This window comes from Psychroserpens sp. AS72 (assembly GCF_038900375.1).
In the GTDB taxonomy this organism is placed as follows: Bacteria; Bacteroidota; Bacteroidia; order Flavobacteriales; family Flavobacteriaceae; genus Psychroserpens.
On record NZ_JBBMRC010000012.1, the window covers coordinates 31,961 to 51,475 of the forward strand.

The following is a 19,515-nucleotide window of genomic DNA, read 5'->3' on the forward strand; positions in this document are numbered from 1 at the left end:
TTAAAAGCATTTTGAGTGTTAAAGATACGAAGTATTCGTTTTTATACAGTCGTTCAAATAAAAGCGTCAATTAATGTGGTAATTTATCTTTTAATACACCATACACATAGGTTCCTAAAAGTGCAGCTAAAATTACAATAATTACAGAAAATGCTCCTGTACCTATTAAAACGTACATAGGTCCTGGACATGCTCCAGATAAAGCCCAACCTAATCCAAAAATGGTTCCACCAATAATATAACGTGTAAACCCTTTGTCTTTTTTAGGGACTGTCATGAGTCCGCCATTTATATTTTTATATTTTTTACTAATTAAGAGTAAAATAATTCCGGTAATGACAGCAGTACCAATAATACCATACATATGGAAGGATTCAAATTTGAACATTTCATAGATACGATACCATGAGACAGCTTCAGATTTTACGAGTACGATTCCGAAGATAATTCCCACGAACAAAAATTTTAAATATTTCATATTAACCAAAAATTAGAGGGAATAGTAAATGAATCATAATAAGGCCTCCTAAAAAGAAACCAATAACAGCAATAAGTGATGGTAGTTGCAAACTGCTTAATCCAGTGATGGCGTGTCCAGATGTACATCCTCCAGCATATCGTGTTCCAAAGCCAACAAGAAATCCACCAATTATTAAAATGGCTAATCCTTTAAAACTAAAAACAGCATCCCAACTATATAATTCTGTAGGTAGTAATGATTTTCCTGCATCTTGAAAACCTAGTGTGCTAAGTGTTTTAACGGTTTCAGGATTTAAATCCATGTTGGTAGGAGTAGATAGATAGAAATGTGCTATAAAACCTCCAATAAAGGCTCCAGCAACTACAGTTAGATTCCAACGTTGTGTTCTCCAGTCAAAATCAAAGAATTTCACTCTTTTTCCTGCACCTCCAATCGTACAAAGTGTTCTAAGGTTTGAGGACATGCCAAATGTTTTTCCGAAGTAAATAAGGGTAAACATAATAATGGCGATTAATGGACCAGATATATACCAAGGCCATGGATCTAGAATAGATTGCATAATTAGGGTTTTAAATTGGGTTCAAAAATATGAATTTAGATTTTTGAATTAATGAACACTGTTTGTATATTAAAGTGAATTTGTATTTTATTAAATTAGATATCTTTAAATGAGCCTTGAGTTAACAAGGTTTATTCCGTTTGACCAAACAAAGCTCTATTTTGAAAATAGTCAAATAAAAAAAACGCTCAAGTAAACTTGGCGTTTTTTCTAATTTAACTATTTTTTCGTGACCTCGACTGGATTCAAACCAGTAACCTCTTGAGCCGTAATCAAGTGCGCTATTCAGTTGCGCCACGAGGCCGATTTTTGTGGGTGCAAATATATTTCTTTTTAAAAGAAACACAAAGGAAAAATGTTGAAAAAATTCAACTTGTTATAGAAAGTATAAAATATGAAGAAATTATACGTGTTTATCCCAAAGCACGAGACGTCACATAAACCCTCCAACCAATAATGGCTAGTTGAAATTTTGTGGCTTTACTGAGGTCTAACTGTTGTTTAGAAAAACTTGGTAAGAGTATTTTGTTGAGTTTGGCTAATGCCTTAAAAAAATTCTGTTTCATACACCTAAGATTAGTAAATCACTAACTAAGTGCAAAATTAAAGATTATTAAATAGATAGAACTTTTAAAAATGAAGTAAAACTTATTCTAGACTAAGTTTTACAGTCATGTTTTGGATTTAGCTTATCGAAAAAAGAATATCGATAATTAGTTTAGTAAGTGTTATCATAATTTCTAGGTTTTAAGGGTTAATAATTGATTATGTATTTGATTGAGTTTTCAATATATATACTTAGAAAGGCATTCTCCAAACGTTTATAATAAAATCTGTGAAATTGAATATAATATTATAATTAAAAAGATGATTTGTGTTTCGATAATCATGTGACTTGTTTCGTATAAGTTATTAATTGTAATTAAAAATATATATTATGGTTTGTGTTTGTAATATTTCAAGGGTGTTTTTTGCCCTTTTTATTTAAACCAAGGGCGTTTTTATCATAAATTCGTCAAATATTGATAGTTTCATCATTTAGTGTTCTTAGTTTTTAAAATTTTAAACTGTCTTTTTGGGAGAGAAATCAGCTTCTTTGTGTTAAAGTTAATAACTTCTTAAAGCTATAATTACAAATAGAATTTAGAGTTGATTACATTTGTGTAAAACACGCACTATGAAAAAAATATTACTCCTTGTATTATCTCTATATGTAACCCAGTTTTCTTTTGGACAAATTGTTATCAATGAATTAGATTGTGATACAACCTTTGAAGGTAACAATATTGATAGACATGAATTTTTAGAAATCCTATCTGAAACACCAAATTTTCCTTTGGATGGTTATGTTGTGGTTTTCTTTAATGGTTCTACGTCTGGTAATAACTCGAGTTATTTTACCGTTGATCTTGATGGTTTTACAACAGATATTAATGGTTTATTTCTCATTGGTAGTAATGGAGTAAGTCCTGTGCCTCAATACATAATTGCAGATAATGTCATTCAAAATGGGGCAGATGCTGTCGCAATATATCAAGGAAGTTATTTTGATTTTCCAGAAGAAACTGTCGCTACGATTGATAATTTAGTAGATGTGTTACTATATGACACCTCAGATGCAGATGATGATGATATGATTGCGATTTTTAATCAAGATCCTCGATTTGCAGATATTGAACAGATTAATGAAGGACCAGGAAATAACTTAAATTCTATTCAACGTTTTGTAGATACTGAAGGCATTGTGACCTATACCTCAACAACACCAACTCCAAGAGCTTTAAATGATGGAAGCGGAATTGTGCTCAATGGAATTACCATGACCATTGCACAAGAACAGTACAACGAGTTTGATGCGTTTGATATCACTTTTACCTCAGAAACTCCTGTTACAGAAGAACTCAACTTTAATATATTACTCGATAATTTCGGATTCAACACTGCAGATTTTATCGGAAACACCTCTATCACAATCCCATTAAATCAATCAACGGCAACTACGACGATTACATTGGTTGATGATGCAGAGGATGAAGGTGATGAGGTGACAAGAATTCGTTTTGAAAGCTTACCACCAGAATATCTAGCACTCAATAATAACTTGAGAATTCGTATTGTAGATAACGATTTTACAATGGCAGGTTTTGGTACACCTTTGAATCCTACCTTCGGAAATGTAACAAGTACACAACCTAATAGCTATTACAATTCACTTGATGGCTTAGCAGATGATGATTTACGTCAAGCCTTACAAGACATAATAGCAGATCCTACAATCGTAAGAGCTCAAACCTATGCAGATGTGTTAGATATTTTGGTGGAAGCAGATGAAAACCCATTACATAGTAATCAGGTTTGGTTAGTATATAAAGAAATTGGGCGTTCAAAATTAGATGTACAATCAAGTTCAGATAATTTTGAGAAATGGAACAGAGAACACACCTACCCAAGATCTAGAGGAGGCTTTTTTGATATAGAAGAAGATGAAATTGCAGATGGTAGAGATGTTTTCTGGACAACAAAAGCAGATTCATTGCGTCATGGTAATTCTGATGCTCATGCGCTACGATCTGCAGATGCCATAGAAAACAGTACACGTAATAATAAACATTATGGAGATCCTGTACTAGGAGGTTATGAAGGTCCAGCAGGAACTGCAGGAAGTTTTTATGGCGATGTCGCAAGAAGCGTTTTGTATATGGAAATTAGATATAATGGGTTATCAGTAATTAATGGGTATCCAGAAAATGGTCCTGGAGAACTAGGAGATTTAGCAACTTTATTGGATTGGCATAGAAATGATCCACCAGATGATTTTGAAATGAATCGAAATAATGTGGTTTACACTTGGCAATTTAATAGAAATCCGTTTATTGATCAACCAGATTTAGTAGAGTATATTTGGGGAACGAATGTTGGTCAAATATGGGATCAAGAACTGAGTGTTACAGACTTTGATGAAAACCAAATAAAAGTATATCCAAACCCAACAACAAATACGATTACAATTAAAGGACTCAATGCTCAAGCAGATTTACAAGTGTTTTCTATAGAAGGTAAATTGCTTAAATCCTTCAATTATAACGCAGAAACAACAATAGATTTAAATCTCCCAAGCGGAATGTATTTGTTAACTATTTCTTCGGAAGACAAGCAAACCGTAAAGAAGCTTGTGGTTAATTAAATAGCTTTAAGATTGTTTAAAAAAGTAAACCCTTCAGATTTTTAATATTCTGAAGGGTTTGTTTTTATAGAAAATTTCCGAAGAATTAATTACCTATCGCTCTCACAAAAAGTGCAGATTTAGATTTTCCCATTACAATATCTGGTATTGCTTGATCCTTTTCTTTCCATGATGCACTAGACTTTCTACCATCATTGTCATCTAAAGAAATTTTAATACTTGTGATTTCTCCAGCTTTGTTACGTTTTACTTTTGAGAACTTTGCTTCGATTCCATGTTTTAATAACTCTCTTTTTTGTTTTTCTAAAAAAGCATCTGTTGAGTTTTTTGAAATTATAAACTCAATAGTTGATATGTCACTTTGGTCATAAAAAACAGTGCTTACTGCTGTTTTTATTTTCCAAGGATTATTATCTTCAACTTCTACTACAACAGCTTTATCACTTCCATTTACGAAAGCATATGTTTTGGTTTTAATAATAATAACACCATTCTTACCCTTTTCACCATAAAGTTCAATAGCGTTATCGTCTTTTAAAATATGCATGGATTCAAAACTATTAACATTAAGATTTTTGAAATCTTTTGGAGAAAATTCTTTTCCGTTTACGATATAAAGAGGATTATCTTTATTGGTTGAATTAAACTCATAGGTGATATTATCATTGTTAATGCGACCTCTCTCACTAAAGTTATGAGTAGTAATTGAGTCGTTGAGTTCTTTAATTTCATAAGTTTCTACTTTAGTGTCTCTAACTACCCATAGAGGAGACCCTTTTGTTCTTAATAAAACAACTCCGTTTTTACCACGTTTTCCAAATCTTTCAATTGCTACATCACCTTTAAGAACATTAACAGATTCTATTTTATCTGAATCTACATCTTCAAATAATGATTTTTCAACGACTTTGCCATTAACTACAAATAACGGTTCGTCAGATGTTGAAGTGAAAATAAAAGTATTACCATTTTCCGAAGCATTGATGTTTGTTTTTTTACCATCTTTACTTATCCAAGATTGTTTTTTAGAATTTTTGTTGATAAAAATGGTATCTCTATCTTTTATTAAACGATTACTATTTTTCTTTATGATAATGGTGTCATTTTCTAAATCTTCAATAACGTATTGGTGTGAATTCCCAGTTGATTGAATTTTGGTTTGACCGTTATGTGTGGTATATATTTTAGGATTTTTGTCTGTGAAAGTGCCAACACCAAATGTACCATCATTACTTCTAAAGATAAATGGTTCCATAGCTTTGTCTGAGTTAACGTTGTATGTACCACTATTTCCATTATACTCAAATTCGGTTTTAATGGCTGTAATGTCTCCTTTTTTATCACGTTTTACTCCAGAATAGTTAAAGGTCACGCCTTGATTTTCTAATTTCTTTTTGATTAGAACTAAGTCATCATCACTCATATCTTTAGTGAATATTTGCTCAATATCTTCGGTTTGATAAACTTCCATTGTTGGAGTTTCTTCTAATGGAATTTCAATATAGACGTCTTTAGTATTAAAACTCATCATGAAGAAGGCTAAAAGCGGAATTACGAAGACCATTTTTAATTGATTCATTTTACTCGATTTTGATTTGTGTAACATAACGATTCGTTTTTTGATTAATGATGTGTAAAAATTATTAGTGATTGCTAATTGATGATTTTTAACGCTTGTTTTTAATAATACGGTTTGATAACTTTTCTCGCAAAGCGAAACATGCTGTGCTTTTTGATCTGCTATAAATTCTAAATTTTGCTGTAATGCATTTTTATACAACCATACAATTGGATTAAACCAAAATAAAATACAAGCCAATTGCGACATAATTGTATCTATAGAATGCCATTGTTGTGTGTGCACTTTTTCGTGATTGATAATATGTTGGAGTTCTTCTTTTTTAAATTGTTTCGGGTTGTAAACAATGCGATTAAAAAATGAAAAAGGTGTGATATTTCTGTTCGTTTCTAATAGTTTATAATAGCCTAACGGTTTGCTTATACTTGAGTTTAACACTTTCCGAAGCGAAAGAAAATCAACAATCAACTTTCCGAAGAAAAATAAAATTCCTGCAAGATAAATCCAGATAATTAGTTGTGTGTAATCAAATGGCTCTTCTGCAATAATTTGAGAAGGAGCAAGGCTGTCATAATTGATAACAAAGTTGTTGGTATTTGTAACAGTGTACTCTATATAAACCGGAATAACAACCAACGGAATAATGCAGGCAACAACCAAACCTGTTAGCAAAAACCAGCGATTGGCTTGAAAAAATGTCTCTTTTTGTAATAATAATTGATAGCAAACATAAAATATAAAGAGAACAGCAGAAGCTTTTAAAATATAGTCCATAATTATTTTTTTTGTTCGATTAAAGCAATAATTTCTTTTAACTCATCAACACTAATTTTTTCTTCTTTTGCGAAGAAAGAAACAACGTTTTTGTAAGAGTTGTTGAAATAGTTTTCAATTGCTGTGTTCATAAATCGCTCTTTATATGCTTCTTTATCTACAATAGGGAAGTATTGATGTGTTTTACCATAGGCATTGTAACTAACAAAGCCTTTTTCTTCTAAATTTCTTATGATGGTAGAAAGGGTATTGTAATGTGGTTTGTCTTCCTGGATTTCTGCAAGTACATCTTTAACAAAAGCTTTTTCTAGCTTCCATAAAATGTGCATAATTTCTTCTTCTTTATTTGTGAGTTTTTGCATCGAAAATATATTTTCGTTCCTATGAAAATGGGAAACCATTTGACAATACAAACCTATAACTATTTTTATAGTTATACAACTGCTTGTCTAGTTATTTAACTAAAAATTAAGTTTTCAGATTTTTTACAGACGTGAATTTTATTGATTAATAAAATCTAATTTATAGTATCTTCGCAGGATTAAAATAATTATGCTTTAACATAAAAGCGCAAATAATTTAAAACTTATGAGTTTAGTTTGGATCATTTTAGGTTTGTTATTATTGGTAGTAGGAGGTGAGTTTTTAGTACGTTCATCTGTAGCTTTATCTTTTAAATTAAATATCTCTAAAATGGTCATTGGTATGACTGTAGTGAGTTTTGCTACATCTGCTCCTGAGTTATTGGTAAGTTTAAATGCTGCGCTCACAGGTTCTCCAGCCATAGCAATTAATAATGTAATTGGTTCTAACATTGCTAATATTGGTTTGGTTTTAGGGATTACTGCATTGGTAAGTTCTATTGCTGTAGATAAATCGTTTTATAGTTTAAATTGGCCAGTGATGATGCTGTTTTCGTTAGCGCTCTATTATTTTCTATGGAATGACAATCAGTTAACAGCCATTGAAGGTGGTATTTTATTTCTTGGTCTAATTGTCTTTTTAGTGGTTTTAATTAGGTCTGCAAAAAAGGATGTTGAAGTTGAAGACGTTGATGAAAGTCTGGCTGTCGTATCAAATTTTAAAATTATAATGTGGTTACTAATAGGTGCATTAGCGCTTTATTTTGGATCGGTTTGGTTGGTAGATGGTGCAAAAGAATTAGCTGTAAAGTTAGGTGTAAGTGATGCGGTAATTGCAGCAACAGTTATTGCTATAGGTACCAGTGTGCCAGAATTAGCAGCATCTGTAATTGCAGCAGTTAAAAAGGAGAAGGCGTTATCACTTGGTAATTTAATAGGCTCAAATATTTTTAATATTGCTTCTGTTCTTGGATTAACATCAATGATCAAAACAATACCAGTAACAGATGCTGCCATTTTAGATAAGGATATCTTTTGGATGTTGGCTTTTGCAGCTGTGCTTATTCCTTTGATACTTATTCCGAAGAAATTTAACATCTCAAGATACAAAGGATTGCTTTTGGTAGTTGCTTATGGAGCATTCATTTTTCTTGCTTTCAAATCTTAATTGACATTTTATTTTTCCTACGGAAATGTGCTAGTTTTAATATTTCCGAATAAAAAAAACACCCACTTAAATGAATAAGAAGGTGCTTTTATGAACAAAATTATATGTAGTAATCTAGCTAATATTAGCAGATTTTACAGTTTTAATAATACGACCTGCAATTTTATATGGATCACCATTTGATGCTGGACGACGATCTTCTAACCATCCTTTCCAACCTTTCTCAACAGTAATAATTGGAATACGAATAGAAGCGCCTCTATCTGAAACTCCATAACTAAAGTCATGAATAGATGCTGTTTCGTGCTCACCTGTTAAACGTTGATCATTAAACTCACCATAAACAGCGATGTGTTCTTTTACAACTGGTCTAAACGCTTCACATATTTTCTCATAAGTTTCTTTAGAGCCACATGTTCTTAAAACAGTGTTAGAGAAATTAGCGTGCATCCCAGAACCATTCCAGTCCATATCTTTTCCTAATGGCTTTGGATGATATTCAATATAGTAACCATATTGCTCTGTTAAACGATCTAATAAGTATCTAGACACCCAAATTTCGTCTCCAGCAATTTTAGCACCTTTTGCAAATAATTGATATTCCCATTGTCCAGAAGCAACCTCTTGGTTAATACCTTCAAAGTTTAAACCAGCAGCAATACAAAGGTCTGCATGTTCTTCAACTAAATCTCTACCATGTGTATGTAATCCACCAACAGAACAGTAATACATTCCTTGTGGAGCAGGATAACCACCAATAGGGAAACCCAAAGGTAATTGTGTTTTTGTATCCATTATAAAGTATTCTTGCTCAAAACCAAACCAGAAATCGTTATCATCATCATCAATAGTTGCTCTACCGTTAGATACGTGAGGCGTACCATCTGCATTTAAAACTTCTGTCATTACTAAGTAACCGTTTTTTCTTGCAGGATCTGGATAAATAGCAACTGGCTTCAATAAGCAATCAGAAGATCCACCAGAGGCTTGTCTTGTTGAAGAACCATCAAAAGACCAAATTGGACAATCTTCTAATTTTCCACTAAAGTCATTTTCAACTTTAGTTTTACTTCTCATGTTTTGAGTTGGTTTGTAACCATCTAACCAGATATACTCTAACTTTGATTTGCTCATGCTGTGTATTTTTTTAAATTTTAAAGTACAAATATTGAATTTTTTAAGTTTATGTCAAAATAAAAAGGGGTGTTTTAGTTGTTGAGTTGTAAATAATTGTCAACACCCTATTTTTTTTAGGGCAAATGTGTATAAAAATTAAATATTCATTAAATTCGCCCTAATATAATGATAAAATCATAATCAATATGTCAACACTAAGATTTCACGCACTTAAACAAGTGCATTTACACAAACCTTTACATATAGAAGAAAAAGTAAGACGATCAGAAATATTTGGAGCCAACGTTTTTAATGAATCAACGATGCGTCAATACTTAACCAAAGAAGCTTTTGTAAGTGTGATGGATGCAGTCGAAAAAGGTTCTAAAATAGATAGAACTGTAGCCGATCATATTTCTACAGGAATGAAAGAATGGGCAATTTCAAAAGGAGCAACACATTATACACATTGGTTTCAACCTTTAACAGGTGCAACTGCCGAAAAGCATGATGCCTTTTTTGAAACTATAGGTAATGGTTTGGCTATTGAGAAATTTGGAGGCGGACAACTTGTTCAACAAGAGCCTGATGCGTCTAGTTTTCCAAATGGCGGAATTAGAAACACTTTTGAAGCTCGTGGATATACGGCTTGGGATCCAACATCTCCTGCTTTTATCTACGGTACAACGTTATGCATACCAACCGTATTTGTGTCGTATACTGGAGAAGCTTTAGATTACAAAACACCTTTATTAAGAGCGCTTCAAGCGGTAGATTCTGCAGCAGTTGCAGTTTGTAAATATTTTGACAAGAATGTTAAAAAGGTAAATGCTTCACTCGGTTGGGAACAAGAATACTTTTTAATAGATAATGGTTTGGCAATGTCAAGACCAGATATCGTATTGACTGGTCGCACACTTTTAGGTCACTCACCAGCTAAAGGTCAGCAATTAGATGATCATTATTTTGGTACGATTCCTAATCGTGCAATGGCCTATATGAGAGATCTAGAAACTGAATGTATGTTACTTGGTATACCAGTTAAAACAAGACATAATGAAGTAGCACCAAACCAATTTGAACTAGCACCAATTTATGAAGAAGCTAATTTAGCTGTAGACCATAACTCTTTATTAATGGATGTTATGGATAAAATTGCTGCACGTCATAATTTTAAAGTGTTATTTCACGAAAAACCATTTGCAGGTGTCAATGGGTCTGGAAAACATAACAACTGGAGTTTAAGTACTAATACTGGTATTAATTTGTTAAGTCCAGGAAAAACTCCAATGAGTAATCTTCAGTTTTTGACATTTTTTATCAATACTATAAAAGCGGTACATGAGAATGAGGAGCTATTGAGAGCAGCAATAGCATCTGCAAGTAATGATCATCGTTTAGGAGCTAATGAAGCACCTCCTGCAATTATTTCAGTATTTATTGGTGCACAATTAACCAAAGTGTTAAATGAGTTAGAGAATGTGACAAATGGTAAGTTGTCACCTCAAGAGAAAACAGATTTAAAACTTAATGTGGTTGGTAAAATTCCAGATGTGCTATTAGATAATACAGATAGAAACCGTACATCTCCTTTTGCATTTACAGGAAATAAATTTGAATTTAGAGCAGTGGGTTCTACAGCTAATTGTGCTAATCCTATGACTGTTTTAAATACCATAGTAGCTAAACAACTTATTGATTTTAGAGAAGAGGTTGAAGGTCTTATTGATAAAAAATCAATGAAAAAAGATGATGCTATTTTTAATGTACTAAGAGAATATATTAAAGCATCTAAACATATTCTATTTGAAGGAAATGGATATGGAGAAGCTTGGGAAAAAGAAGCTAAGAAACGAGGTTTGAGTAATAATAAAACAACACCTGAGGCTTTAAAAGCAAAAGTGTCTAAAAAGGCAATTGCTCTTTTTGAAGAGTTAGGTGTAATGAATAAAGTAGAGTCTGAAGCACGTTATGAAATTGAGGTAGAAGAGTATACCTTAAGAATACAAATAGAAGGACGAGTTTTAGGAGATATCGCTAGAAATCATGTTGTTCCAACAGCAGTTAGATATCAAAATATACTTATTGAAAATGTTAAAGGGCTTAAAGAAATTTATGGAGCTTCGTTTAAAAAATTAGCAAAAGAACAACTCAATCTTATTGAACAAATTTCTAGTCATATAGAAGGTATAAATTCTAATGTAACTAAAATGACAGATGTGCGTAAAAAAGCCAATAGTATTGAAAACTTAGAAAAGAAAGCAGATGTATATTGTAATGAAGTAAAACCACTTTTTGAAGATATACGATACCATTGTGATAAACTAGAATTGTTAGTGGATGATGAGTTATGGCCACTCACCAAATACAGAGAGCTTTTATTTACAAAATAATCTCTCCCATACAGTTTAACAAGTATTCTCAACGCGTAGTCGATAATATACATTTTTTGTTAATTTTTTATAGTTATTTGTTAGACATTAGTCTTGATAAAGTATGATTTTTATACTTTATCAAGGTTAGTGTTTGATTAATAGTCCATTGTATTGATAGCCCCTAATTAATGTTTAAATGCATAAGTATTTAAGCTAAACAATGTGAATATGATTAAAACTACACATATTAACTACTTTATCTATGTCTTAATTCTACTGTTTACAGTAAAATTATCTGCTCAAGAATTACTAGATATTGGAGAGAAACCTGCTTCAGACTCATTATTAACGACTTCATTACGATCTAAAAATGCGATCTCATTTGGAGCTGGAAGTGCGCTTTTAAATGGTGATTTCAATACACCAGATTTTGAAAATTTTCTAGAGTTTCAACTCAAGCGATTTATAACTCCAAAATTTGTTATAAGTGGTAATCTAAAAAAGTTTGATGTTGAGAATTATGATTTTGATGAGATTGGATTTCTCTCTGGAGATCTAAATATAGAATGGTATCTTTTTCCAAATAATAAATTCACACCATATTTATTCGCAGGACCTGGTATATTAATCTCAAACGATTTTGAAGATAAAAACTATAAAGCACAAGGAGGTCTTGGTCTAGATTTCTTAATTAACAATTGGTTTGGTATTGTAGCAACTCTAGAAGCTAATTATATATACGACGAGCAAAATGGTTCACAATTACTTCAAGAGGCAGATGGGTTGTATTATAATGCGACTGTAGGTCTTCAATTTTACTTCGGAAATGGAACTAATTCAACACGAGTTTCTAAAAAGAAGAAGAAAGAAAAGGAAATGACTAAAAAGCAACAATCTTCCATTATCGATTCTAACTGGATTGGTAGAATCAAATAGTTAATAATTGAATCACTACCTAAGCGTATTATACCGTTCATCCCATTTAAATGTTATTTAAACGTAACTATAATGTTTGTAAATACGTACTTCTACGTAGCTATTTTACCTTCGAATGTATTTCACCGAATTATTATATCAACTAAACGAAAATATAGTTAAAGGTACGTAGACACTACAATTATTGATTAACTTTGTCTTGCTATTAATCAATTTTTGTAATAAAATGAAGAAGTTACTATTAAGTGTTGCTGCACTAATGTTTGCAACCTTATTGTTTTCTCAAGACGACTCTAACGATGTTAAAGATGATTTAACACAAGAAAATATCGTTAAAACCGAAGCGAGATTTCATGCTGAATCTTAATTGATTCTACAAGGTTAAACGAACACGTTTGACATTGTAATCAATGTCAACAAAAGACAAATAAGTTTTTAAAAACTTGTTTGTCTTTTTTTTATTTTAAAACATTAATTTTATAGAAAAGATAATCCATTGGTAATTAATTTTTTATATTGCCAGCCCTTTAATGCTTATTTTAATATAGACATAGCCCTAATCTCTTAAACATAAATCTATTTTGTTATTGATATAATTTAACCAAAACAAAATTTGATGATAGCACAACATAGATGTTTTAGTTTACTAATCATTGTGATTAATTTAATAGGATTTCAATCCATTGCGCAAGAACAAATTGATATTCCTGAATTTAAAACAGAATTTTACGATTTAAGAGGAACCAATGCTTTTGATGTAGCCTTAGGGACTTCTGTTATTAATGGTGATTTTGCGGATCCTCAATTTGAAATTTATAGTCATTTTGGATATAAGAGACACTTAACTCCGCATTTAGCCTTAGACTTTGGATATCATAAATTTAATCTAGCATATATTGATCAATATAATGAAGGCTTTATGTCTTTTGATTTAAATGTTGAGTTACTATTATTACCACACCAAAGATTTTCACCAATTGTATTTATTGGAGCTGGTTATAACGCTTCAAATCATTTTAAAGATACTGCTCCTAAAATTCAAGGAGGAGTAGGTTTAGAATGTATTGTTACTAATCAATTTGCATTAAAACTTTATACAGATTATAACTATGTATCAAGTGATACGTTAGATGGATTAGAAGCTGGAGCATCTGATGATACCTATTTTAGATTAGCGTTTGGAGTTAATTTTTATTTTGGAGGAGCAGACGTTAAAGCAAAACGTGTAGAAGCGCATGCAACAGAGATTGAAACAAATTCAATAACTGATGATGAAAATAGACTTAAATTGTTTTAACTATTCTTATTTTTGTGGCTCAACACAAACCTATGAGCCAAGATATTAGTAAACGCTATGCACAAAGAGGTGTTTCTGCTTCTAAAGAAGATGTGCATAATGCTATAAAAAACATAGACAAAGGATTATTCCCTAAAGCATTCTGTAAAATTGTTCCAGATTATTTAACAAATGATGAGGAGTATTGCTTAATCATGCATGCAGATGGAGCAGGTACAAAAAGCTCATTAGCATATATGTATTGGAAAGAAACTGGAGATATTTCAGTTTGGAAAGGGATTGCACAAGATGCACTCATCATGAATATTGACGATTTATTATGTGTTGGAGCAACAGATAATATCATGTTATCATCTACAATTGGTCGTAACAAAAATCTAATTACAGGAGATGTACTTTCAGCAATTATAAACGGAACAGAAGAATTAATCCAAGATTTAAAATCCTTTGGAGTTACCATTCATTCCACAGGAGGAGAAACTGCAGATGTTGGTGATTTAGTACGTACTATTATAGTAGATTCAACAGTAACAGCTCGTATGAAACGTAGCGATGTTATTGATAATGCTAATATAAAAGCTGGAGATGTTATTGTTGGATTGGAGAGTTTTGGTCAAGCCACTTATGAAACTGAGTATAATGGCGGAATGGGAAGTAACGGATTAACATCAGCACGTCATGATGTGTTTCATAACTATTTAGCTGAAAAATATCCTGAAAGTTTTGATGCCTCAGTTCCCGAAGACTTAGTCTATTCTGGGCAAACCAAATTAACAGATGCTGTTGCTAATTCTCCAATTAATGCTGGCAAACTCGTATTGTCACCAACAAGAACGTATGCACCAATAATAAAAGCAATACTCTCTCGGTTTTCTTCGGAAAATTTACATGGCATGGTACATTGTTCTGGAGGAGCACAAACTAAGATTCTTCATTTTATAGATCACTTACATATTGTTAAAGATAATATGTTTGATATTCCACCGTTATTCAAACTAATTCAAGAGCAATCAAAAACCGATTGGAAAGAAATGTATCAAGTATTTAATTGTGGGCATCGTATGGAATTATACGTGTCACCAGAAATTGCGGATGATATTATCGAGATTTCAAAATCGTTTAATGTAGATGCCAAAATTATTGGTCATGTCAATCCTTCCGAAGAAAAGAAGTTGACCATTAAAAGTGAATTTGGAGTATTTGAATATTAATTTCTTACCAATTTATAATAAAAAATTTTTAGATGAAAAGAACTGCTTGCATCCTACTTGTGCTTTCAATTCAATTTTTAACCGCTCAAACAGATTCTGTTTCGACTGTAAAACCTTTTTACAAATGGCATCAAAGCAATAAGGCAGGACTTGATATAAGTGAAGTCACTTTTGTGAATTGGAATGCTGGAGGTAGTAACTCCATTTCGGCTTTATTAAATGTATTATCAGAATATAATTATAATGATCTCTATTATAAATGGAAAAATTCTGCTCGTTTACGTTATGGTATCAATAAGCAAGAAAATCAAAAACTTAGAAAAACTGAAGATGAGCTAGAACTCATTTCTACTATAGGATTTAGACAAGATACAGTCACAAATTGGTATTTTTCTGGACGTTATAATTTTAAAACGCAATTATCTAACGGTTATAATTATCCCAATAGAGATAATCCTATTTCAAGATTTATGGCTCCAGGTTATACGTTTTTAGGAGGAGGAGTAGAGTATGGTAAAAACTTAAATAAGTTTTCAGTTTATTTTTCACCTTTAACCTTTAAAGCCACATTTGTATTAGATGAAGAGCTTTCTAATGCAGGATCATTTGGAGTGGAACCTGCTGTTTTTGATGACGAAGGAAATATGATTAAAAGTGGTGAGCGTGTGCGCACAGAAATGGGGATTTTATTTACTAATACTTATGAAACAGTCGTTTATGAGAATATCAATGTAAGACAGCGCTTGAGTCTTTACACAGATTATCTTCATCAATTTGGAAATGTAGATGTGGATTGGGAAATTGTTTTTGATTTTACTGTAAATCAATATGTAAAAGCAACTTTAGGATCTCATTTAAGATATGATGACAATATCAAAACCTTGGTAGCAACAAATGTCGATGATGAATTTGAAGAACGCGGAGCAAAAGTACAATGGAAACAACTTTTAGGTGTTGGTGTTATTGTAGATTTTTAATTTAAATAAATCCTTTTATTAAAATTAAAAAGGCACTTGTAATGGTACAATCTATTAAAAAAATTACTGTAAAGAATTTAATATTAGAAACACCACGTATTTTATAAAAACGCAAGCGCTGTCTTACCTTTCTATCACTTATCATAAACCATAAAACAAAGATTAAAAATAGTTTTGTAGAGAGCATGACAATTAGTTCTGGATTGATTACTGTTATCGTAAGCGTAACAATAAATGACCAAAACGCCATAGATTTATAATAGTTTAGTATGGATAAGACTTGCTTTCGCATAAGACATTAACGTCAAAGTATTAGATTATATTTTTCGAGATAGTAAGAAATTATTCGCTACTTAAAATCCATAAATTATCGTATTTTTGAATCACAATTTTTAGAAGATAGATGTTAGAGAAATTACAAATAGTAAAACAACGCTTTGATGAGGTGAGTGATTTAATCATTCAGCCAGATATTATAACAGACCAAAAGCGCTACGTTGCCCTTAATAAAGAGTATAAAGATTTACGCTTATTAATGGATAAACGTGAACAATATATAGAGCTTACAGAAAATTTGAAGGAAGCCGAAGAGATTATTTCAAATAGTAGTGATCCTGAAATGCTAGAAATGGCTAAGATGCAATATGATGAGGCTAAAGAAGGGATTCCTAAATTAGATGACGAAATTAGAGTTTTGTTAATCCCTAAAGATCCGGAAGATTCTAAAAATGCAGTTGTAGAATTGCGTGCAGGAACAGGTGGAGACGAAGCTAGTATTTTTGCTGGAGATTTGTTTAGAATGTACACCAAGTATTGTGAAGGTCGAGGCTGGAAAGTGGATACTGTAGATTACAGTGAAGGTACAAATGGCGGATTTAAAGAAATCCAATTTGAAGTATCTGGTGATGATGTATATGGAACTTTAAAATTTGAAGCAGGAGTACATCGTGTGCAACGTGTGCCACAAACCGAAACTCAAGGTCGTGTTCATACCAGTGCAGCCACATGTATGGTGTTTCCAGAAGCCGAAGAATTTGATATAGAAATTGATCCAAAAGAAGTACGAGTTGATTTTTTCTGTTCGTCTGGTCCTGGAGGACAATCTGTAAATACAACGTATTCTGCAGTTCGTTTAACACATGAGCCAACTGGTTTAGTAGCACAATGTCAAGATCAAAAATCGCAACATAAAAATAAAGAGAAAGCCTTTAAAGTATTACGTTCTCGTTTATATGAGATGGAATTAGCAAAAAAGAATGCTGAAGATGCCGAAAAACGTGGTTCTATGGTAAGTTCTGGAGATAGAAGTGCTAAAATTAGAACTTATAACTATTCTCAAGGACGAGTTACAGATCATAGAATTGGATTAACACTTTATGATTTACAAAACATCATGAATGGTGATATTCAAAAAATCCTTGACGAACTGATGCTAGCAGAAAATACGGAGAAGTTGAAAGCTAGTGACGAACATTTATAATATTTAGAGCCTCTTTTTGAGGCTTTTTTTAGACAAATAAAACTATTTGTCATTACGCATATAGATGCGAAATCCACTAATAATAAAAATATTCAGCGTAGTATAGCAGAATTACAAAATATTGTTAATGACAACACAACAACTAATACAACAAATCAAAAAAAAGAATTCCTTTCTATGTATAGGATTGGATGTTGATTTAAATAAAATTCCGAAGCATTTATTAAAAGAAGAAGATCCAATCTTTGAATTTAATAAAGCAATCATTGATGCAACACATCATTTGTGTGTTGCCTATAAACCCAATACTGCTTTTTATGAAGCCTATGGTCTTAAAGGCTGGAAAGCGTTAAGCAAAACGATATTGTATCTCAATAAAAAGTATCCTGAACAATTTACTATTGCAGATGCCAAAAGAGGAGATATTGGTAATACAAGTACCATGTACGCTAAAGCTTTTTTTGAAGATTTAGCTTTTGATAGTGTAACAGTTGCACCTTATATGGGAAAAGATTCAATAGAGCCTTTTTTAGCTTTTGAGAATAAACATACTATTATGTTAGCATTGACTTCTAATGAAGGTGCTTTTGATTTTCAGACGAAAACTGTAGAAGGAAAAGAATTGTACAAACAAGTATTAGAAACATCTAAGTCTTGGAAAAATTCTGAAAACCTAATGTATGTTGTTGGAGCAACAAAAGCAGAATATTTAGCAGAAATTAGAACTATTATACCTGATAGTTTTTTATTAGTACCAGGAGTAGGAGCACAAGGTGGAAATCTTCAAGAGGTCTGTAAATATGGAATGAATGACTCGGTAGGTTTATTAATTAATTCATCGAGAGGGATTATTTATGCATCTCAAAATGACGATTTTGCTGAAGCTGCAGCTCAAAAAGCTAGAGAGCTTCAAGAACAGATGGAAAGTATACTTAATTCTTAATTGTCATTGCGAGGAAGAATGACGTGGCAATCTCAATTATGACGCACCAAGACCAACTCAAACGAGTTTTAAAAATAGAAAACACTCCAACGAGAATCATCACCTTAGTCCCTTCCCAAACAGAATTGCTCGTCGATTTGGGTTTAGAATCTTCAATAGTTGGTATTACTAAATTTTGTGTGCATCCTTCTTTTCTTCGGAAATATAAAACTGTGGTTGGAGGAACAAAACAAGTGAGTTTCGATAAGATTAAAGCTTTGAATCCTGATATTATTCTTTGTAATAAAGAGGAAAACACAAAGGAAATGGTTTATGAATTAGAGAAAATTGCTCCAGTTCATATTAGTGATATTTATAATGTGGATGATGCTTTAGAACTTATTGGGTTATATGGGGAATTGTTTTCCGTAGAAAAAAAAGCGGAAGATCTCATAAAGAATATAAGAAACGAACTTTTAGATTTCCAATACTATATCAATGACCAACCAAAACTCAAAGTTGTTTATTTTATTTGGAAAAATCCTTGGATGGTTGCAGCTAATAAAACATTTATTAATGAAATGTTAGCGCTTAATAATTTTGAAAATCACTTCAAAAGTTTAAAACGATATCCAGAAATTGAATTAGAAGCAATAGATGAAAATGTAGAAGTGATATTATTATCTAGTGAGCCTTTCCCCTTTAAAGAAGAGCATATAGCGTCATTAAAGTTAAGATTTCCTAGTTGCAAAGTGATTTTGGTAGATGGAGAATACTTCTCTTGGTATGGATCTAGATTAAAAGATGCATTTGGTTATTTTAAAACGCTGCATCAAACTCTGTAGAACTGTATTTTTTCATATTTAATATGTGTTGTTTTATTTTTTTAGCTTCATGAAATAAGGTGTCACTTAAACTTCTATCAGTTTGTTCAACATTATAAGCTTCTTCAATAAAATTTGAATACTTGTGTTCTAGATCTTTTAAATTGGTTATTTTACTTGGGTTTGGTCTAACCTTCCCAACTTTGCAAAAATGTGAATTCATAACGACTTGTCTTTAAAGTATATATACGTGTGAAATATGCTTTTAGA

The 19,515-nt window shown here is 31.8% G+C and carries 19 protein-coding genes and 1 tRNA gene; 11 read left to right on the forward strand and 9 right to left on the reverse strand.

Annotated features, from left to right (window positions below):
- Window positions 1-70: 70 nt before the first annotated feature.
- The 4 genes from WNY78_RS16640 to WNY78_RS16655 all read right to left on the reverse strand — a co-directional run bounded on the left by WNY78_RS16640 (window position 71) and on the right by WNY78_RS16655 (window position 1,606).
- Window positions 71-478: a DUF6691 family protein gene (locus WNY78_RS16640; protein ID WP_342874349.1), complete on the reverse strand. Its 408-nt coding sequence runs from the start codon at window positions 476-478 to the stop codon at window positions 71-73.
- A 1-nt stretch (window position 479) separates the two neighbouring features.
- Window positions 480-1,040 carry a YeeE/YedE thiosulfate transporter family protein gene (locus WNY78_RS16645; RefSeq protein WP_342874350.1) on the reverse strand — a complete coding sequence of 187 codons (561 nt, stop codon included), beginning with the start codon at window positions 1,038-1,040 and terminating at the stop codon, window positions 480-482.
- Window positions 1,041-1,270: 230 nt separating this feature from the next.
- Window positions 1,271-1,344 (reverse strand) — tRNA-Arg (locus tag WNY78_RS16650).
- A gap of 109 nt (window positions 1,345-1,453) precedes the next feature.
- Window positions 1,454-1,606, reverse strand: a complete 153-nt coding sequence (locus WNY78_RS16655; protein ID WP_321227533.1) for an SsrA-binding protein — start codon at window positions 1,604-1,606, stop codon at window positions 1,454-1,456.
- A gap of 611 nt (window positions 1,607-2,217) precedes the next feature.
- Between WNY78_RS16655 and WNY78_RS16660 the strand changes: the two genes are divergently transcribed.
- Window positions 2,218-4,224: an endonuclease gene (locus tag WNY78_RS16660; RefSeq protein ID WP_342874351.1), complete on the forward strand. Its 2,007-nt coding sequence runs from the start codon at window positions 2,218-2,220 to the stop codon at window positions 4,222-4,224.
- 85 nt (window positions 4,225-4,309) lie between these two features.
- Here the strand turns inward: WNY78_RS16660 and WNY78_RS16665 are convergent, their stop codons facing one another.
- On the reverse strand, window positions 4,310-6,577 hold the full coding sequence (locus WNY78_RS16665; protein ID WP_342874352.1) for a M56 family metallopeptidase: 2,268 nt from the start codon (window positions 6,575-6,577) through the stop codon (window positions 4,310-4,312).
- A gap of 2 nt (window positions 6,578-6,579) precedes the next feature.
- Window positions 6,580-6,939: a BlaI/MecI/CopY family transcriptional regulator gene (locus tag WNY78_RS16670; protein WP_342874353.1), complete on the reverse strand. Its 360-nt coding sequence runs from the start codon at window positions 6,937-6,939 to the stop codon at window positions 6,580-6,582.
- A gap of 226 nt (window positions 6,940-7,165) precedes the next feature.
- Between WNY78_RS16670 and WNY78_RS16675 the strand changes: the two genes are divergently transcribed.
- Window positions 7,166-8,107, forward strand: coding sequence for a calcium/sodium antiporter (locus WNY78_RS16675; RefSeq protein WP_342874354.1), 942 nt, complete (start codon window positions 7,166-7,168; stop codon window positions 8,105-8,107).
- A gap of 114 nt (window positions 8,108-8,221) precedes the next feature.
- Here the strand turns inward: WNY78_RS16675 and WNY78_RS16680 are convergent, their stop codons facing one another.
- Window positions 8,222-9,241, reverse strand: a complete 1,020-nt coding sequence (locus WNY78_RS16680) for a glutamine synthetase beta-grasp domain-containing protein (protein ID WP_342874355.1) — start codon at window positions 9,239-9,241, stop codon at window positions 8,222-8,224.
- Window positions 9,242-9,429: 188 nt separating this feature from the next.
- Between WNY78_RS16680 and WNY78_RS16685 the strand changes: the two genes are divergently transcribed.
- From WNY78_RS16685 to WNY78_RS16710, 6 genes are all read left to right on the forward strand, one after another.
- On the forward strand, window positions 9,430-11,616 hold the full coding sequence (locus WNY78_RS16685; RefSeq protein ID WP_342874356.1) for a glutamine synthetase III: 2,187 nt from the start codon (window positions 9,430-9,432) through the stop codon (window positions 11,614-11,616).
- 210 nt (window positions 11,617-11,826) lie between these two features.
- Window positions 11,827-12,534, forward strand: coding sequence for a hypothetical protein (locus WNY78_RS16690; protein ID WP_342874357.1), 708 nt, complete (start codon window positions 11,827-11,829; stop codon window positions 12,532-12,534).
- 226 nt (window positions 12,535-12,760) lie between these two features.
- Window positions 12,761-12,901, forward strand: coding sequence for a hypothetical protein (locus tag WNY78_RS16695; RefSeq protein ID WP_342874358.1), 141 nt, complete (start codon window positions 12,761-12,763; stop codon window positions 12,899-12,901).
- Window positions 12,902-13,150: 249 nt separating this feature from the next.
- Window positions 13,151-13,831, forward strand: coding sequence for a Curli production assembly/transport component CsgG (locus WNY78_RS16700; protein WP_342874359.1), 681 nt, complete (start codon window positions 13,151-13,153; stop codon window positions 13,829-13,831).
- 32 nt (window positions 13,832-13,863) lie between these two features.
- Window positions 13,864-15,042 carry an AIR synthase related protein gene (locus WNY78_RS16705; protein ID WP_342874360.1) on the forward strand — a complete coding sequence of 393 codons (1,179 nt, stop codon included), beginning with the start codon at window positions 13,864-13,866 and terminating at the stop codon, window positions 15,040-15,042.
- A gap of 32 nt (window positions 15,043-15,074) precedes the next feature.
- Window positions 15,075-16,019: a DUF3078 domain-containing protein gene (locus tag WNY78_RS16710; protein ID WP_342874361.1), complete on the forward strand. Its 945-nt coding sequence runs from the start codon at window positions 15,075-15,077 to the stop codon at window positions 16,017-16,019.
- 1 nt (window position 16,020) lies between these two features.
- Here WNY78_RS16710 and WNY78_RS16715 read toward each other — a convergent pair whose 3' ends face one another.
- Window positions 16,021-16,311 carry a hypothetical protein gene (locus WNY78_RS16715; RefSeq protein ID WP_342874362.1) on the reverse strand — a complete coding sequence of 97 codons (291 nt, stop codon included), beginning with the start codon at window positions 16,309-16,311 and terminating at the stop codon, window positions 16,021-16,023.
- Window positions 16,312-16,422: 111 nt separating this feature from the next.
- Between WNY78_RS16715 and prfA the strand changes: the two genes are divergently transcribed.
- The 3 genes from prfA to WNY78_RS16730 all read left to right on the forward strand — a co-directional run bounded on the left by prfA (window position 16,423) and on the right by WNY78_RS16730 (window position 19,266).
- Window positions 16,423-17,499, forward strand: coding sequence for a peptide chain release factor 1 (gene prfA / locus WNY78_RS16720; RefSeq protein WP_342874363.1), 1,077 nt, complete (start codon window positions 16,423-16,425; stop codon window positions 17,497-17,499).
- Window positions 17,500-17,626: 127 nt separating this feature from the next.
- Window positions 17,627-18,442 carry an orotidine-5'-phosphate decarboxylase gene (gene pyrF, locus WNY78_RS16725; protein WP_342874364.1) on the forward strand — a complete coding sequence of 272 codons (816 nt, stop codon included), beginning with the start codon at window positions 17,627-17,629 and terminating at the stop codon, window positions 18,440-18,442.
- Between the two features lie 38 nt (window positions 18,443-18,480).
- Window positions 18,481-19,266, forward strand: a complete 786-nt coding sequence (locus WNY78_RS16730; RefSeq protein WP_342874365.1) for a helical backbone metal receptor — start codon at window positions 18,481-18,483, stop codon at window positions 19,264-19,266.
- Here the strand turns inward: WNY78_RS16730 and WNY78_RS16735 are convergent.
- The gene (locus WNY78_RS16735) at window positions 19,241-19,468 is read right to left on the reverse strand and encodes a Lacal_2735 family protein (protein WP_342874366.1); all 228 of its coding nucleotides are present in this window, start codon (window positions 19,466-19,468) and stop codon (window positions 19,241-19,243) included. The genes WNY78_RS16730 and WNY78_RS16735 overlap by 26 nt on opposite strands.
- Between the last annotated feature and the right edge of the window lie 47 nt (window positions 19,469-19,515).

Coding starts and splice junctions, on each gene's coding strand:
- WNY78_RS16735 (WP_342874366.1), bottom strand. CDS start 19,468: ATGAATTCACATTTTTGCAAAGTTGGGAAGGTTAGACCAAACCCAAGT.
- WNY78_RS16700 (WP_342874359.1), top strand. CDS start 13,151: ATGATAGCACAACATAGATGTTTTAGTTTACTAATCATTGTGATTAAT.
- WNY78_RS16660 (WP_342874351.1), top strand. CDS start 2,218: ATGAAAAAAATATTACTCCTTGTATTATCTCTATATGTAACCCAGTTT.
- pyrF (WP_342874364.1), top strand. CDS start 17,627: ATGACAACACAACAACTAATACAACAAATCAAAAAAAAGAATTCCTTT.
- WNY78_RS16695 (WP_342874358.1), top strand. CDS start 12,761: ATGAAGAAGTTACTATTAAGTGTTGCTGCACTAATGTTTGCAACCTTA.
- WNY78_RS16715 (WP_342874362.1), bottom strand. CDS start 16,311: ATGCGAAAGCAAGTCTTATCCATACTAAACTATTATAAATCTATGGCG.
- WNY78_RS16730 (WP_342874365.1), top strand. CDS start 18,481: ATGACGCACCAAGACCAACTCAAACGAGTTTTAAAAATAGAAAACACT.
- WNY78_RS16655 (WP_321227533.1), bottom strand. CDS start 1,606: ATGAAACAGAATTTTTTTAAGGCATTAGCCAAACTCAACAAAATACTC.
- WNY78_RS16685 (WP_342874356.1), top strand. CDS start 9,430: ATGTCAACACTAAGATTTCACGCACTTAAACAAGTGCATTTACACAAA.
- WNY78_RS16645 (WP_342874350.1), bottom strand. CDS start 1,040: ATGCAATCTATTCTAGATCCATGGCCTTGGTATATATCTGGTCCATTA.
- WNY78_RS16690 (WP_342874357.1), top strand. CDS start 11,827: ATGATTAAAACTACACATATTAACTACTTTATCTATGTCTTAATTCTA.
- WNY78_RS16665 (WP_342874352.1), bottom strand. CDS start 6,577: ATGGACTATATTTTAAAAGCTTCTGCTGTTCTCTTTATATTTTATGTT.
- WNY78_RS16680 (WP_342874355.1), bottom strand. CDS start 9,241: ATGAGCAAATCAAAGTTAGAGTATATCTGGTTAGATGGTTACAAACCA.
- WNY78_RS16710 (WP_342874361.1), top strand. CDS start 15,075: ATGAAAAGAACTGCTTGCATCCTACTTGTGCTTTCAATTCAATTTTTA.
- prfA (WP_342874363.1), top strand. CDS start 16,423: ATGTTAGAGAAATTACAAATAGTAAAACAACGCTTTGATGAGGTGAGT.
- WNY78_RS16675 (WP_342874354.1), top strand. CDS start 7,166: ATGAGTTTAGTTTGGATCATTTTAGGTTTGTTATTATTGGTAGTAGGA.
- WNY78_RS16640 (WP_342874349.1), bottom strand. CDS start 478: ATGAAATATTTAAAATTTTTGTTCGTGGGAATTATCTTCGGAATCGTA.
- WNY78_RS16705 (WP_342874360.1), top strand. CDS start 13,864: ATGAGCCAAGATATTAGTAAACGCTATGCACAAAGAGGTGTTTCTGCT.
- WNY78_RS16670 (WP_342874353.1), bottom strand. CDS start 6,939: ATGCAAAAACTCACAAATAAAGAAGAAGAAATTATGCACATTTTATGG.